Below are 15,157 nucleotides of genomic sequence, written 5' to 3'. Positions count from 1 at the left end.
GGGCGCCGTGTGGCTGAGGCCTCACCGCTGTATCCGGAACCGATCGTGTGCGCGGGCGCGTCTACGGGGGCGTGCAGCGTCAAGGCTCCATCGGCGGCAGCGCCGCGATCCGCGTCCGTGTGGCAGGGGGTGTCCTCCTTGCCGCACACCTCGCGTTCGTCGCCTGGCTGATGCTGCGGCCGCTGGACGTGCCCTGGGTGATGCCCGCCAACCTGCACCCCCTCGCCGGTATCCGCGCCGACCTGGCGCTCGGTGGGTGCGAGGCGGCGCACCGGATCGGTGAGGGGCTCGCGCTGCTCGCGCCGCTGGGTGTGCTGCTGCCGATGACGCACGGCAAGCTCCGGGTCTCGACGTTCGCCTCGCTGTCCAGTTCGGCCGCCGCGGGCGCGCTGATCTCGACGGGCATAGCCCTGCTGCAGACCGGGGTGCCCGGCCGGGTGGTGGACGTCGACTCGATCCTGCTCAACACGGCGGGCGTGGTGATCGCGCATCTGGCGGTGGTGCCCGCGGCACGCGCCCGGCTCCGCCGTCGGGGTGAGCGGCGGCGGCCCGCCGCCCTCCCCCAGGAGGAAGGGGCTCAGGGTCGTACCCCGACGATTCCCAGGGTCGGGATCGCCCCGTAGAGCGACGCTTCGACCCGGTTCGTCTCCGTAGTGTTGAGGGCAGACGAGAGGCCGCAAGGGCCGTCTCGCACCGGACGCTCACGAAGGAGCCGCAGATGTCCAGCCTCGCCCGCCCCACCCATGGCCGCATGATCGGCGGAGTGTGCGCCGCGCTGGCCCGGCGCTTCGGCACCTCCGCGACCACGATGCGGGTGATCTTCCTGCTGTCCTGCCTGCTGCCGGGACCGCAGTTCCTGCTCTACATAGCGCTGTGGATCCTCCTCCCCTCGGAGGAGAAGGCCTCCGCCGCCTGGTGATCAAGCGGTACGGCAACGCCGTTGGGGCGCCCCGGAAACGTCCGGAGCGCCCCAACGGCGTTGCCGATCGGCCGGGGAGAGGTCAGCCGAGCGGAATCCCGTTCACCGGCAGGCCGTGCGTGGGCAGGCCCTTGACCGGCAGGCCGCCGAGGAGGCCCGCGACGGGCTTGGTCGGGCCGCCGGCGACGACCTGCTCGACGGCCGGCTGGACGGCGGTCAGTCCGGCAGCGAGGGCGCTCTGCCCCTGCGCCACGGCCTCGCCGGCACCCGGCAGCGCCTTGGAGACGTTCTCGGCCGGCAGCGTCTTGGTGACGGTGTCCAGGGCCTGGGAGTCCGGGACGGCCGGGGCCGCGTTGGCCGCGCCAGCGCCGACAGCGGCGAAGGCGGCACCGAGGGCGGCGACACCGAGGGTCTTGGCAGCAGACTGCTTCATCGTCAATGCGTCCTTGGAATACGGAGACGGGGATCAATAACACGCTGAGCGGTCCACGACCGTAAACATGCCGGGTGGTCCGCCGCAAACACCGAAATGCGGACGGCCGGTGAAGGCCTGTCCGCATTCCGTGCCCCGCCGAGACGGCCGATCAGCCCTCCGGATCGGCAGAACCGCTGGTGGAAGCGGTCTGCCGGAACAGCCATTCGGATTTCAGCTCCGCATACCCGGGCTTCACAACGTCATTGATCATGGCAAGTCGTTCATCGAAAGGAATGAACGCTGATTTCATCGCATTGACGGAGAACCACTGCATGTCGTCGAGCGTGTAACCGAACGCCTCGACGAGATGCTCGAATTCCCGGCTCATACTGGTCCCGGACATCAGCCGGTTGTCGGTGTTCACGGTGGCCCGGAAGTGCAGCCGGCGCAGCAGCCCGATCGGGTGCCCGGTGTAGGAGTCGGCGGCGCCGGTCTGGAGGTTGGAGCTGGGGCACAGCTCCAACGGGATCCGCTTGTCGCGGACGTACGACGCGAGCCGGCCGAGCTTGACCGTGCCGTCCTCGTGGAGCTGGATGTCGTCGATGATCCGCACCCCGTGCCCGAGCCGGTCGGCGCCGCACCACTGCAACGCCTGCCAGATGGACGGCAGCCCGAAGGCTTCCCCGGCATGGATGGTGAAGTGGTTGTTCTCCCGCTTGAGGTACTCGAAGGCGTCCAGGTGCCGGGTGGGCGGGTAGCCCGCCTCGGCGCCGGCGATGTCGAAGCCGACGACGCCCAGGTCCCGGTAGCGGTTGGCGAGCTCGGCGATCTCCAGGGAGCGGGCCGCGTGCCGCATGGCGGTGAGCAGGGCGCCGACCCGGATCCGCCGGCCGTTCTCCCGTGCCAGGGCCTCGCCCTGCCGGAAGCCCTCGTTGACGGCCTCGACGACGTCCTCGAGGGTCAGCCCCTGCTCCAGGTGCTGCTCGGGGGCGTACCGCACCTCGGCGTAGACGACGCCGTCCTCGGCGAGGTCCTCGGCGCACTCGCGGGCGACCCGGATCAGGGCGTCCCGGGTCTGCATGACGCCGACGGTGTGCGAGAAGGTCTCCAGGTACCGTTCCAGCGAACCGGAGTCGGCGGCCTCGCGGAACCAGATGCCGAGCTTGTCCGGGTCGGTCTCGGGGAGGCCGGGATACCCGGTCTCGCGGGCGAGGTCGGCGACGGTGCCCGGACGCAGGCCGCCGTCGAGGTGGTCGTGCAGCAGAACCTTCGGCGCCCGGCGGATCTGGTCCGGCGTCGGGGTGTTCGCGGTGCTCTGGCTCGTCATTTCCGCACTGTAACTCCTACGCGCGTAGATCGCTCGGTACTCGGAGATTTCCGTTTCCGTCGATACGCAATGGTGACCGCACGGACGGGTCGCGTACACCGCCTCTTCTGACACTGTTCTGTCATGGCACAGCAAGCGACGCCGGCCCGAACGGCCAGCCTGAGCAGGGCAGTCGGCCAGGAGCCGACGACGGTGAGCGGCGCGGTCCTGCTCCTCCCCGGCGGGGAGGAGGTGTCCGCGCGACGGCCGTCCCTCGTATGGGCGACGGCCTTCGTCCGCGCCCTCGGCCGCCGGCTCGCCCGGGACGGCCGGGACGAGGGGCTGGCCGCGCACGTCGTCCACTACCGCTACCGCGGGTGGAACGGCAGTGAGGCGAACCTCGCCGGGGACGCCGGCTGGGCGGCCGACGAGGTCGTACGGCGGTACGGCGACGTCCCGGTGTGCCTGCTCGGCGTGGGGATGGGCGGCCGGGCCGCGCTGCACGCGGGCGGGCACGAGGCCGTCAACTCCGTGGTCTCCATCGCCCCCTGGCTGCCCGAGAACGATGTGGCGGCGCCCGAGGAACCGGTTCGGCAGCTGGTGGGGCGGCGGGTGCTGATCGTGCACGGCACGAACGACGAACGGACCGATCCGGAGCTGTCGTTCCGGCTGGCGGCGCGGGCGAAGAAGGCGAACCGGGAGGTGTGCCGGTTCGAGGTGCACTCGGACGGCCACGGGTTGCATCAGCACCGGGACGAAGTCCTCGCGCTCGCTTCGGACTTCGTGATGGGGGCGTTGTACGGGCGGGCGGTGTCGCGGCCGGTGGAGGATGCGCTTGCCGCGCCGCCGCCGATCGGATTGCGGATGCCGTTGGCTGCGGGGTTCGGTAAGTCGTTGAGACGGTAGGGGGTGGGGGGGCGGTGGTGTTCGGGTGCGGGTGCGTTGTGGTTGAGTGCGCAGTTCCCCGCGCCCCTGGAGGGGCGCGCTGTCGCTAGGTAGGGAGCAAGTTGCCCCTTCTCGACAGCAGGAACTTCTTGAAGGCGGCCACCGGGGGTGTGTCCGGGTGGCCCTCCAGCCATGCCAGGCCGATCTCTCGCACCGCTCTCGGGGCGGTGACCGTCAGTTCCACGACTCCCGGGCGGGGGAAGGCGGGTGGGGGGAGCAGCGCGACCCCCAGCCCGGCAGCGACCAGGCCCCTCAGCGTCTCCGCCTCCTCCCCCTCGAAGGCGACCCTGGGCTTGAAGCCCGCCTCCCTGCACACGTCGTCGGTGATGCGGCGCAGGCCGTAGCCCGGTTCCAGGGTCACGAAGGTCTCGTCGGCGGCCTCGGCGAGGCGGATGCGTTTGCGGGTGGCCAGCGGGTGGTCGGCGGGCACCACCAGGCGCAGCTTCTGTTCGTCGAGGCGGCGGGCGGCCAGGTCCGGGGCGTCCGGTACCGGGGAGGTGAGACAGAGGTCCAGCTCGCCCGCCCGCAGCTTCTCGATCATCGCCTCGCCGTAGTTCTGGACGAGGCTGAAGCGGATCCGGGGATGGTCGACGCGGAAGGCCTGGAGGAGGCCGGGCACGGTCTCCGCGCCCATGGTGTGCAGGAATCCGAAGGCGACCTTGCCCGTGGTCGGGTCGGCGTCGGCGCGCACCTCGTCGGCGGCGCGCCGGACCTCGCCGAGGGCACGCTCGACCGAGGTGAGGAAGGTGCGCCCGGCCGGGGTGAGGGAGACGGTGCGGCCGTGCCGGGTGAAGAGGTCCACGCCCAGGTCCTGTTCCAGCCGGGCCATCGCCCTGGAGAGGGTGGACTGGGGGACGTTCAGCTCCTGGGCGGCCCTGGTGACATGCTCCGTGCGGGCCACGCCGGCGAAGTACGCGAGGCGTGGGGCCAGCAACATCGTCATGTCTTCTGTGTCACTGTCCGGTGACAGGCGCCTCGCTGGCCTCTGCTGATGCTCCATGGGAACGATTATGACGATTCCATGCATTGGACGGATCAAGGAGGGCTCCGTACGTTCGAAGCATGTCTCCCGCCAGTACCGGGGCGTCCACCACCGTGGACGCCGTCCCGTCCGTCCCCGCCCCCGTCGCCGACTCCCGTCTGACCCCGGGCGGTCCCGGCTACCGCCGGATGAGCTTCGCGCTCTTCCTCGCCGGTGTCGCGACCTTCGCCCTCCTCTACTCCACGCAGGCCCTGCTCCCGCTGATCTCGGACGGCTACGGCGTCTCCGCGAGCGACGCGAGCTGGACGGTGGCGGCGGCGACCGGCGGTCTGGCGCTGTTCGTCATCCCGATGAGCGCCCTCTCCGAGCGGTTCGGACGCCGTACGGTCATGACGGCCTCGCTGGCGGTCGCGGTGACCGTCGGACTGCTGGTGCCCTTCGCGCCGTCCCTCGGCGTGCTGATCGTGCTCCGCGGCGTCCAGGGCGCGGCGCTGGCCGGTCTGCCGGCGTCGGCGCAGGCCTATCTGGCCGAGGAGGTCCGGCCGAAGGCGCTGGTCACGGCGATCGGCCTGTTCGTCGCGGGCAACAGCGTGGGCGGGATGAGCGGCCGGGTCATCACCGGCTGGGTCGCGCAGGAATGGGGCTGGCGGGTGGCCGTGGGCACGATCGGCGTCATCGCGGTCGGCTGCGCCGTCGCCTTCCGGCTGCTCCTCCCCGCGCCCCGGCACTTCAAGGCGGGCTCACTGCACCCGCGCCGGCTGCTCGGCACGGTCCGCGACCACCTGGCCGATCCGCTGCTGCGCCGCCTGTACGCGATCGGCGCGCTCTTCATGACCGTCTTCGGCGGCGTCTACACGGTGATCGGCTACCGCCTGACCCAGGAGCCCTTCTCGCTCCCCCAGGGCATCATCGGCTCGATCTTCCTGGTGTACCTGGTCGGCACGGTGTCCGCGTCGACCGCGGGCCGTCTGGTCGGCCGCCTGGGCCGCCGCGGTGCCCTCTACCTGGCCGGCGGCACCACGGCCGGCGGCCTCCTCCTCTCCCTGGCCGACTCGCTCCCCTTGGTCCTGCTGGGCCTGGTCCTGATCACCGCGGGCTTCTTCGCGGGCCACGCGGTCGCCTCCTCCGCCGTCAGCAAGACGGCCACCCACGGCAGGGCCCAGGCCTCCGCCCTCTACCAGTCCGCGTACTACATCGGCTCCAGCGCGGGCAGCACGGTGGGCGCGATGGCGTTCCACGCGAGCGGCTGGGCGGGAACGGTCGGCGTCGGCCTCCTCGCGATCCTCGGCGTGGTGACGATCACGGTCCTCGGCTCAGTGGCAGCCCGCAGGCAGATCCCGGCCAACGCTCACTGAATGTTTTCAGGGGCGCGGGGAACTGCGCGACCAGCCACGACGATCCCGCACCCGCCACGAGACCCCCGCGCCACCCCCTTAGGCACGGCCCCCTCCCCACCTGCACGTTTCCTCACTCCGGGGGCCGTTGTCAGTCCCCTGCGCTAGCTTCAAGTGCTGGAGCGCAACGTCGCGCGAACAGGAACGGCCACAGGGGTGGGTGGACGGAAGATGACCGACGGCACGGCGACGGCGGAGCTGGACGTCGCACTGGAGAAGCACCGGACCGAGCTGACCGGGTACTGCTACCGCATGCTCGGCTCGTCCTTCGAGGCCGAGGACGCGGTCCAGGACACGATGGTGCGGGCCTGGCGGAGCTACGAGAGGTTCGAGGGCCGCTCCAGCCTGCGGTCGTGGCTGTACCGGATCGCGACGAACGTGTGCCTGGACATGCTCACCGCGGGCAACAAGCGGGCCCGGCCGATGGATCTCAGCGAGTCGACGCCGCTGGCCCAGGCCGCGCTCGCGCCCCGGCCCGACAACACCTGGCTGGAGCCGGTGCCGGACGCGCGCGTGCTGCCGACCGTGGACGACCCGGCGGAGGCCGCCGTGGCCAAGGAGTCGATCCGGCTCGCCTTCATGGCCGCGCTCCAGCAGCTGCCGCCCAAGCAGCGCGCGGTGCTGATCCTGCGCGAGGTGCTCGCCTGGAAGGCCACCGAGGTGGCCGAGCTGCTCGGCACCACCGTCGCCTCGGTCAACAGTGCGTTGCAGCGGGCCAGGGCCACGCTGGCCGAGCAGCGGCAGTCGGGCGCCGCCGCCGACGTCTCCGACCCGCTCGACGAGGAGCAGCAGAAGCTCCTGGAGCGCTATGTCGCGGCCTTCGAGGGCTACGACATGACGGCACTCACGGCGCTGCTCCACGAGGACGCCGTCATGACGATGCCGCCGTTCGACCTGTGGCTCACCGGTCACGACGACATCACCGGCTTCATGACCACCCTCGGCTCCGCCTGCGAGGGCTCGCGGCTGTTCCCGGTCCGGGTGAACGGCCTGCCCGGGTTCGCCCAGTACAAGCCCGACCCGGACACCGGCGGCTGGAGCCCCTGGTCCATCCAGGTCCTGGAGATCTCAGACGGCCGGCTGACCGGGTTCCACTTCTTCCTCGACACCAAGCGCTGGTTCCCGCTCTTCGACCTCCCCCTCCACCTGGAGGCGAAGGCCGAGGAAGCGGAGGAGGGAGCGTAGGGCGGGGTCGGGGTCGCGGAGCCGGATCCGCCCTCCGGCCCGCCGGGCCGTCAGCTCAAGGCGGGCCAGCAGGTCGACGGCGCCGAGCCCCGGCGGCCCGAGACCGCCCACCTCGCACACGACAACCCGGCCTTCGCCCGCCGCGAGCAGCTCACGCACGTCGTCGCAGAGCCCCGGCACCTCGTCCCTGGCGACGGGGCCCGACAGCACGAGCACAGCGGGGGTCACGGCATCCACGAGGCGGTAGACCGGCGACGGCCCGACAACTCATCGGTGGGGCACCCCGCCCTCCGCACGGTCGCGAGACGGTCGCGAAGATCACAGGGGCCCCAACGTTGACCTGCACCTGACCAGCCCAGAGGGTTGGCTGTATGCCCCACGGATCAGCAGCGCCCGCTCCACCCGACGGTCTCCTCCCCCGCGACGGTCTCCTCCCCCGCGAGGGGGTCGTCCCGTGCAGGGGGTGCTGAGCGGTTTCGCGGTCATCGCGATCGTCATCGCCGTCGGCTACGTTCTCGGCCGCGGCGGCCACCTGGGGGCGAACGGCCGCGAGGTGCTCACCAAGCTCGCCTTCCACGTCGCCTCCCCCGCCCTCCTCTTCACCACCCTCGCCAGGGCCGACCTGGCGGTGATCTTCTCCAGCCGCCTCCTGGTGACGGCCCTGAGCACGGCCGCGGCGGCGGGCGCCTTCGTGGCGGTGGGCGTCGTACGCCACTGGGGCGTGGGCCGTACGACGATCGGCGCGCTGTGCTCCAGCTACGTCAACTCGGGCAACCTCGGCATCCCGATCGCGGTGTACGTGCTGGGCGACGCGTCACTGGTGGCCCCGGTGCTGCTCTTCCAGGTGGTGATCCTGACCCCGGTCGCGCTCACGATCCTCGACGTGTCCGGCATGGGCGAGAAGGGCCCCTGGTGGCACCGGCTGCTGACGCCGCTCCGCAACCCGATAGCCGTCGGCTCCCTCAGCGGAGTGGCGGTCTCAGGGCTCGGGATCCACGTCCCCGGCCCGGTGATGGACCCCCTGACCCTGATCGGCAACATGTCCGTGCCGGCGGTCCTGCTCGCCTTCGGCATCTCGCTGCGCGGCAGCACCCCGCCGGGCCGGGGCCGCGACCGCCACCCGGTGTTCCTGGCGGTCGCCCTGAAGTCGGTGGGCCAGCCGCTCGCCGCCTGGGCCCTGGCGTCGGCGGTCTTCGGCCTGCGCGGGGCACCCCTGCTGGACGTGACGGTGACCTCCGCGCTGCCGGCCGCCCAGAACCTGTACACGTACGCCAGCACCTATTACGTCGGCGAGGAACTGGCCCGCGACTCGATCCTGCTGTCGACGGTGCTGGCGGTGCCGGTGCTGGTGGTCGTGGCGGCGCTGCTGGGGTGACGTGCCGGTCAGTCGACGGGGAACTCGCCGGTGTCGATCGTGAGGTCGAACGGCTCCGGCAGCTTGATCGGGTCACCGAACTTGACGGCGCTGAGGACTCGGTAGACATCCCCCTTGGGCTCGCCATAGAGCGTCGCGGTGGGGCCACCGGGAGCCCAGCGGTCGACGAGGAGGTAGAGCGGGATGCCCGCGGTGGCGTAGGCGGCCGGCTTGCTGACACGGTCGTGGCGGGCGTTTGCCTTGGAGGTCACCTCGACGACGAGTTCGGCAAGTCCCGCGGGGATATGGCTGTCCACATCCGAATCGGTCTGCCGAGGGGCCACCACAATGTCCGGAATGAACATACCGAGGCGCGACGGCACAGCGATCGACAGCGTCTGGTAGACCCCCCAATCCTCCGGAATCACGGAATACAGGCGACGCTGGATACGCTCCGCGATGTCGTTGTGTCGGTAGGCGGGAGCAGGTGACACGGTGACGATCCCCTCGATGATCTCCACCTTGCTGCCCTCGGGCCATTCCATCTCCTCCCAGAACTGGACGAGTTCGTCCCAGCTCTGCTCGGGGTCGTGGCCCACGGTGAGTGCGCTCATGGCGGTCTCCTTCGGTTGCGTCACCGATCCCAGCATGCCGAACGGGACCGGCGCAGGTCCACCGATCCCGTTCACCCGATCGAGAAATCCCCTGGTCAGGCGATACGTTCCAGCACGACGGGCGACGCCGTGAAGGCCGTACCCGCCGCCGCGACGTCGTACGAACCCTCGACCGCCTGGAGCGCGTACTCGAAGCGCTCCGGGGTGTCCGTGTGCAGGGTCAGCAGGGGCTGGCCCGCCGTGACCGTGTCGCCCGGCTTGGCGTGGAGTTCGACGCCCGCGCCCGCCTGCACCGGGTCCTCCTTGCGGGCGCGCCCCGCGCCCAGGCGCCAGGCGGCGACGCCGATGCCGTAGGCGTCGAGGCGGGTCAGGACGCCGGACGACGGCGCCTTGATCACGTGCTGTTCCTTCGCCACCGGGAGGGCCGCGTCCGGGTCGCCGCCCTGGGCCGCGATCATCCGGCGCCAGACGTCCATCGCCGAGCCGTCGGCGAGTGCCTTCGCCGGGTCGGCGTCCCGGACGCCAGCCGCGTCGAGCATCTCGCGGGCCAGGGCGAGGGTCAGTTCGACGACGTCGGCGGGGCCGCCGCCGGCCAGGACCTCCACCGACTCGCGGACCTCCAGGGCGTTGCCGGCCGTCAGGCCCAGCGGGGTGGACATGTCGGTGAGGAGGGCGACCGTCTTCACGCCGTGGTCGGTGCCGAGGCCCACCATGGTCGAGGCCAGCTCGCGGGCGTCCTCGATGGTCTTCATGAAGGCGCCGGTGCCGACCTTCACGTCCAGGACCAGGGAGCCGGTGCCCTCGGCGATCTTCTTCGACATGATCGAGGAGGCGATCAGGGGGATCGCCTCGACCGTGCCGGTGACGTCGCGGAGCGCGTAGAGCTTCTTGTCGGCGGGGGCCAGGCCGTCGCCCGCCGCGCAGATCACCGCGCCGGTGGTGTCCAGCACCGACAGCATCTCCTCGTTGGAGAGCAGGGCGCGCCAGCCGGGGATCGACTCCAGCTTGTCCAGGGTGCCGCCGGTGTGGCCGAGGCCCCGGCCGGAGAGCTGGGGTACGGCCGCGCCGCAGGCCGCCACGAGGGGCGCCAGCGGGAGCGTGATCTTGTCGCCGACGCCGCCCGTGGAGTGCTTGTCGGCCGTCGGGCGGGACAGCGAGGAGAAGTCCATGCGCTCGCCGGACGCGATCATCGCGGCGGTCCAGCGGGCGATCTCCCGGCGGTTCATGCCGTTGAGGAGGATGGCCATCGCGAGCGACGACATCTGCTCGTCGGCGACCTCGCCGCGCGTGTACGCGTCGATGACCCAGTCGATCTGGTGGTCGCTGAGCTCACCGCGGTCGCGCTTGGTGCGGATGACGGAGACGGCGTCCATGGTGGCCATGGCATTCCCTTCGAGAAGTGCGATGCGTACGGCCCCTCCCAACCGGAAGGGGCCGTACGGGATTACTTGGTGAGATGGGCCGGGCCGAAGGCCTGGGGCAGCATCCCGGAGAGGGGCAGGACGCCCTCCGGGGTGTCCAGGAGGAGGTCCGGGCCGCCGAACTCGTAGAGCAGCTGGCGGCAGCGGCCGCACGGGACGAGGAGGGCGCCCGTGCCGTCCACGCAGGTGAAGTGCGTGAGCCGGCCGCCGCCCGTGCGCTGCAGCTCGGAGACCAGTCCGCACTCGGCGCACAGGCCGAGGCCGTACGACGCGTTCTCCACGTTGCAGCCGGAGACCCTACGACCGTCGTCGACCAGGGCGGCGGCCCCGACCGGGTAGCCGGAGTACGGGGCGTAGGCGTGGGACATGGCCTCCCGCGCCTGGGCCCGCAGGGCCTCCCAGTCGAAGCCGGCGGCCTCGGCGGTCACTTGCCCTGCCCCTTCCGGTACGGCAGGCCGTCCGCCTTCGGCATCCGCAGGGACTGCGCGGACAGCGAGAGGACGAGGAGGGTGACGATGTACGGGGTCGCGGTCACCAGCTGACGCGGCACGTCGTTGGTGGAGGCGTACCAGACGAACATCAGGACCGAGATGACGATCGTGATGACGGCCGGGACGTACTTCCTCTTCCAGGCCAGGTACGCGGCGCCGAACACCAGCAGGATCGCGAGGAGCAGGATCAGCGCGTGGACGTTCACCGTGCCGCCGCGCAGGTTGAGGCTGTCGGTGTAGCCGAACAGGCCGGCGCCGAGGGCGAGGCCGCCCGGCATCCAGTTGCCGAAGATCATCGCGGCGAGACCGATGTAACCGCGGCCGGCGGTCTGGCCGTCCAGGTAGACGTTCGAGGCGACGATGGACAGGAACGCACCGCCGAGGCCCGCGAAGCCGCCGCTGATGATCACCGCGATGTACTTGTACTTGTAGACGTTGACGCCGAGGGACTCGGCCGCGACCGGGTTCTCACCGCAGGAGCGCAGGCGGAGACCGAAGGCCGTGCGCCACAGCACCCACCAGGTGATCGGGACGAGGGCGACCGCGATCACCGTGAGCGGTGAGAGGTCGGTGAGCAGACCGCCGACCAGGCCCGCGATGTCGGAGACGAAGAACCAGTGCTTCTGGTTGAGCGTGTCCAGCCAGTCGGACAGGCCCGGCACACTGAAGGTGCCCAGTGAGTCGATCGGCGGGGACTGCTTGGAGGAGCCGCCCGCGGCGTTCTCGAAGGTGAACTTCGAGAGGTAGCGGGTGGCGCCCAGGGCGAGGATGTTCAGGGCCACACCGGAGACGATGTGGTTGACGTTGAAGGTGACGGTGGCGACGGCGTGCAGCAGGGCGCCGAGCGCGCCGCCGAGGATGCCGAAGACGACGCCGACCCAGGGGCCCCACTGGTAGCCGGCCCAGGCGCCGAACCAGGTGCCGAGGATCATCATGCCTTCGAGGCCGATGTTGACGACGCCCGCGCGCTCGGCCCACAGACCGCCGAGACCGGCGAGACCGATCGGGACGGCGAGGCGCAGCGCGGTGGACATCTGGCCGGTCGAGGTGATGCCCTCGGCGCCGGTGATGATGCGCACGGCCGAGGTGAGGACCAGTACGCCGGCGATGACCAGCAGGAGTACCGGGAGCGACATTCGGCGGCCGCCCTTGCCGGGCTGCTTCGCCTGCGGCTTGGCGATGGTCGCGGTGGACATCAGGCCGCCACCTCCTTCTTGGTGTTCTTGGCGGCGGCCGCGGCGAGCTCCGCGCCGACCTGGCGCTGCTGGCGGCGCAGCCCCCACTGCCGTACGGCTTCGTAGGAGATGACGACGGAGAAGACGATCAGGCCCTGCATGATCGTGGCGATCTCCTTCTCGTACGCCACCGGGGTCGCGTAGTCGAGGGCGGGCGAGGCCTTGTCGAGGAAGGCCCACAGCAGGGCGGCGAAGGCGATGCCGCCGGGGTTGTTCCGGCCGAGCAGGGCGATGCCGATGGCGGTGAAGCCGAGGCCGGCCGGGAAGTCGAGGCTGTAGGTGTGGGAGTCGCCGAGCAGCAGCGGGAGGCCCGCGAGGCCGGAGACGGCGCCGGAGATCAGCATGGAGACGAGAACCATGCGCTTGGCGTCGACGCCGGAGGCGGCCGCGGCGGACTCGGAGGCACCGGTGGCGCGCAGGTCGAAGCCGAAGCGGGTCCGGTTGAGGACGACCCAGTAGCCGATACCGAGGGCGATGGCGACGAAGACCATGCCGTAGATCTCGCCGACGTCGGCGCCCAGGTTGATGCCGGGGAACCAGCCGGACTTCTTCATCACGCCGGTCGTCATGTTGTTGCCGACCTGGACGCCCCACACGTTGGAGAGGGTGACGTAGCCGATGACGCTGGTGGCGATGGCGTTCAGCATGATCGTGGCGACGACCTCGCTGACCCCCCGGGTGACCTTGAGGACGCCCGCGATGCCGGCCCAGAAGGCGCCGGTGAGCATGGCGACCAGGAGCAGCATCGGGATCTGCAGGAAGGCGGGCAGCCCGACGTTGGCGCCGACCACGGCCGTCATCACGGCGGCTAGGCGGTACTGGCCGTCGACGCCGATGTTGAACAGGTTCATCCGGAAGCCGAGGGCGACCGCGATGGCCGCGATGTAGTACATCGCCGCCTGGTTGACGATCAGGACCTGGATGTCGGAGTACGGCAGCTGCTGGAGCATCAGCACGTACGGCTCGAACGGGTTGCGGTTCGAGGCCAGCAGGACGATCGAGGTCAGGGCGATCGCGAGGACGAGCGCGATGACCGGGCCGGCCACCGCGAGGAGCACCCGCTCCTTGTCGAACTTCTTCATCGGGCCTCGTCCTCCGGACCGTCGGCGCCTTCGTCGGTGGTCTCTACGTGTTCCAGGTGGCCGGACGCGGCACCCGTCATGGCGGAGCCCAGCTCCTCCGGGGTGATGGTGGCCGGGTCGGCGTCCGCGACCAGCCTTCCGTCGAAGATCACCCGCAGGGTGTCCGACAGGCCGATCAGCTCGTCCAGGTCGGCGGAGATCAGCAGCACGGCCAGGCCCTCGCGGCGGGCCTCCCGGATGCGGTCCCAGATCTGCGCCTGGGCGCCGACGTCCACACCGCGGGTGGGGTGGGCGGCGATCAGGAACTTCGGGTTGTGGCTCATCTCGCGGCCGACGATCAGCTTCTGCTGGTTGCCGCCGGAGAGGGAGGCGGCGGTGACGTCGATGCCGGGGGTGCGGACGTCGTACTCCTCGACGATCCGGCGGGTGTCGGCCTGTGCGCCCTTGATGTCCAGCCAGAAGCCCTTCGCGTTGGGCTTCTCGGTGACGTGGCCGAGGATGCGGTTCTCCCAGAGCGGGGACTCCAGGAGCAGGCCCTGGCGGTGCCGGTCCTCGGGGATGTAGCCGACGCCGGCCTCGCGGCGCTTGCGGGTGCCCCAGGCGGTGACGTCCTCGCCGAGGAACTCGATCGTGCCCGAGTCGGCGTTGCGGGTGCCGATCAGCGCGTCGATCAGCTCGGTCTGGCCGTTGCCCTCGACGCCGGCGATGCCCATGACCTCGCCGGCGTGGATGGTGAAGGTGACGTCGTCGAGGACGCGCTTGGCGGCGCCGGGGGTGGTGGCCTCGTCGAGGACGTCACCGCGGGCGGTGGCGCCGGACGAGCCGACCGTGGCGGTCTCGGGCTGCGCGCCGACCTCGCCGAGGGAGGGGCCGCCGGCGTAGACGGTGAGGTTCTGCACCGTGACGACGGCCTTGTCGGTGACCGTGGACTCGGCGGTCTCCGGGGTGGGCAGCTCGCTGCCGACCATCAGCTCGGCGAGCTGGCGCGGGGTGGTCTCGGACGGGATCGCCGTGCCGACCGTGGTGCCGCGCCGGATGACGGTGATGTCGTCAGCGACGGACAGCACCTCGCCGAGCTTGTGGGAGATGAAGATGACCGAGAGGCCCTCGGACTTCAGCTCGCGCAGGTTGTCGAAGAGCGCGTCGACCTCCTGCGGGACGAGGACCGCGGTGGGCTCGTCGAGGATCAGGGTGTTGGCGCCGCGGAAGAGGACCTTGAGGATCTCCACGCGCTGCCGGTCGGCGACGCCGAGGTCCTCGACCAGGGCGTCCGGGCGGATGCCGAGGCCGTACCGGTCGGAGATCTCCCTGATCTTCTTCCGGGCGATGCCGCCGATGCCGTAGAGCTTCTCGCTGCCGAGCACGACGTTCTCGAGGACCGTCAGGTTGTCCGCCAGCATGAAGTGCTGGTGGACCATGCCGATGCCGCGTGCGATGGCGTCGGCCGGGGACGAGAAGGAGACCTGCTCGCCGTCGATCGCGATGGTGCCCTCGTCCGGCTTCTGCATGCCGTAGAGGATCTTCATCAGGGTCGACTTGCCGGCCCCGTTCTCGCCCACCAGGGCGTGCACGGTGCCCTTGCGGACGGACAGGTGGATGTCGTGGTTGGCTACGACACCCGGGAATCGCTTGGTGATCCCCGCCAGCTCGACCGCGGCTGTCGTCTCTGCGGTGAGCGGAGGGCTGCTGGACGCGTCGATGGCGCACTCTCCTCGGAAAAGGGGTCGCTCTACGCGCGTAGCGCCCCTGCTTTAAATAGTGCCCGGACCTGACCGAGCTTTTTCGACTCTCGATCCGTTCCGAGCATTCTGCCG

16 protein-coding genes are annotated in these 15,157 nt (G+C 70.8%); 6 read left to right on the top strand and 10 right to left on the bottom strand.

All coding sequences use genetic code 11. The features are described 5' to 3' along the window. Window positions 1-71: 71 nt before the first annotated feature. Window positions 72-623, top strand: a complete 552-nt coding sequence (locus ACFY0K_RS17420) for a VanZ family protein (RefSeq protein WP_390640572.1) — start codon at window positions 72-74, stop codon at window positions 621-623. Between the two features lie 95 nt (window positions 624-718). Further along, on the top strand, window positions 719-919 hold the full coding sequence (locus ACFY0K_RS17415) for a PspC domain-containing protein (protein WP_093499458.1): 201 nt from the start codon (window positions 719-721) through the stop codon (window positions 917-919). Between the two features lie 82 nt (window positions 920-1,001). Here ACFY0K_RS17415 and ACFY0K_RS17410 read toward each other — a convergent pair whose 3' ends face one another. Beyond that, the gene (locus ACFY0K_RS17410; RefSeq protein ID WP_093499459.1) at window positions 1,002-1,352 is read right to left on the bottom strand and encodes an ATP-binding protein; all 351 of its coding nucleotides are present in this window, start codon (window positions 1,350-1,352) and stop codon (window positions 1,002-1,004) included. A gap of 151 nt (window positions 1,353-1,503) precedes the next feature. Further along, window positions 1,504-2,661, bottom strand: coding sequence for an adenosine deaminase (locus ACFY0K_RS17405; RefSeq protein ID WP_382718766.1), 1,158 nt, complete (start codon window positions 2,659-2,661; stop codon window positions 1,504-1,506). 123 nt (window positions 2,662-2,784) lie between these two features. Between ACFY0K_RS17405 and ACFY0K_RS17400 the strand changes: the two genes are divergently transcribed. Then, window positions 2,785-3,546 (top strand): alpha/beta hydrolase, encoded by a 762-nt coding sequence (locus tag ACFY0K_RS17400; RefSeq protein WP_390640571.1) that lies wholly within the window; start codon window positions 2,785-2,787, stop codon window positions 3,544-3,546. Between the two features lie 85 nt (window positions 3,547-3,631). On the opposite strand, the gene ACFY0K_RS17395 is transcribed toward ACFY0K_RS17400, so the two are convergent. After that, window positions 3,632-4,585 carry a LysR family transcriptional regulator gene (locus ACFY0K_RS17395; RefSeq protein WP_390640570.1) on the bottom strand — a complete coding sequence of 318 codons (954 nt, stop codon included), beginning with the start codon at window positions 4,583-4,585 and terminating at the stop codon, window positions 3,632-3,634. 62 nt (window positions 4,586-4,647) lie between these two features. Here ACFY0K_RS17395 and ACFY0K_RS17390 point away from each other — a divergent pair, with 62 nt between their 5' ends. Both ACFY0K_RS17390 and ACFY0K_RS17385 read left to right on the top strand, forming a co-directional pair. Beyond that, window positions 4,648-5,922 carry an MFS transporter gene (locus ACFY0K_RS17390; protein ID WP_390640569.1) on the top strand — a complete coding sequence of 425 codons (1,275 nt, stop codon included), beginning with the start codon at window positions 4,648-4,650 and terminating at the stop codon, window positions 5,920-5,922. 210 nt (window positions 5,923-6,132) lie between these two features. Next, a complete protein-coding gene (locus ACFY0K_RS17385; protein ID WP_390640568.1) occupies window positions 6,133-7,146 on the top strand; it encodes a sigma-70 family RNA polymerase sigma factor in 1,014 nt (337 codons plus the stop codon). Here the strand turns inward: ACFY0K_RS17385 and ACFY0K_RS17380 are convergent. Then, entirely contained in the window at window positions 7,030-7,305 is a 276-nt protein-coding gene (locus tag ACFY0K_RS17380; protein ID WP_390640952.1) for an STAS domain-containing protein, read from the bottom strand. The genes ACFY0K_RS17385 and ACFY0K_RS17380 overlap by 117 nt on opposite strands. Before the next feature lie 295 nt (window positions 7,306-7,600). Here ACFY0K_RS17380 and ACFY0K_RS17375 point away from each other — a divergent pair, with 295 nt between their 5' ends. Further along, complete coding sequence (locus ACFY0K_RS17375; protein ID WP_390640567.1) at window positions 7,601-8,521, top strand: AEC family transporter; 921 nt, start codon at window positions 7,601-7,603, stop codon at window positions 8,519-8,521. 8 nt (window positions 8,522-8,529) lie between these two features. Here the strand turns inward: ACFY0K_RS17375 and ACFY0K_RS17370 are convergent, their stop codons facing one another. From ACFY0K_RS17370 to ACFY0K_RS17345, 6 genes are all read right to left on the bottom strand, one after another. Continuing rightward, window positions 8,530-9,114 carry a Uma2 family endonuclease gene (locus ACFY0K_RS17370; RefSeq protein WP_390640566.1) on the bottom strand — a complete coding sequence of 195 codons (585 nt, stop codon included), beginning with the start codon at window positions 9,112-9,114 and terminating at the stop codon, window positions 8,530-8,532. Between the two features lie 95 nt (window positions 9,115-9,209). After that, window positions 9,210-10,487: a thymidine phosphorylase gene (locus ACFY0K_RS17365; protein ID WP_390640951.1), complete on the bottom strand. Its 1,278-nt coding sequence runs from the start codon at window positions 10,485-10,487 to the stop codon at window positions 9,210-9,212. 71 nt (window positions 10,488-10,558) lie between these two features. Continuing rightward, window positions 10,559-10,963, bottom strand: coding sequence for a cytidine deaminase (locus tag ACFY0K_RS17360; RefSeq protein ID WP_390640565.1), 405 nt, complete (start codon window positions 10,961-10,963; stop codon window positions 10,559-10,561). After that, on the bottom strand, window positions 10,960-12,222 hold the full coding sequence (locus ACFY0K_RS17355; protein ID WP_390640564.1) for an ABC transporter permease: 1,263 nt from the start codon (window positions 12,220-12,222) through the stop codon (window positions 10,960-10,962). The genes ACFY0K_RS17360 and ACFY0K_RS17355 overlap by 4 nt, the downstream gene beginning before the upstream one ends. Next, the gene (locus ACFY0K_RS17350) at window positions 12,222-13,343 is read right to left on the bottom strand and encodes an ABC transporter permease (RefSeq protein ID WP_390640563.1); all 1,122 of its coding nucleotides are present in this window, start codon (window positions 13,341-13,343) and stop codon (window positions 12,222-12,224) included. The genes ACFY0K_RS17355 and ACFY0K_RS17350 overlap by 1 nt, the downstream gene beginning before the upstream one ends. Then, window positions 13,340-15,043 (bottom strand): ABC transporter ATP-binding protein, encoded by a 1,704-nt coding sequence (locus tag ACFY0K_RS17345; protein WP_390640950.1) that lies wholly within the window; start codon window positions 15,041-15,043, stop codon window positions 13,340-13,342. The genes ACFY0K_RS17350 and ACFY0K_RS17345 overlap by 4 nt, the downstream gene beginning before the upstream one ends. Between the last annotated feature and the right edge of the window lie 114 nt (window positions 15,044-15,157).

Origin of the sequence: Streptomyces sp. NPDC001507, from assembly GCF_042894765.1 — a bacterium.
Classification (GTDB): Bacteria; Actinomycetota; Actinomycetes; order Streptomycetales; family Streptomycetaceae; genus Streptomyces.
This window is presented reverse-complemented; position numbering and strand designations above follow the sequence as displayed.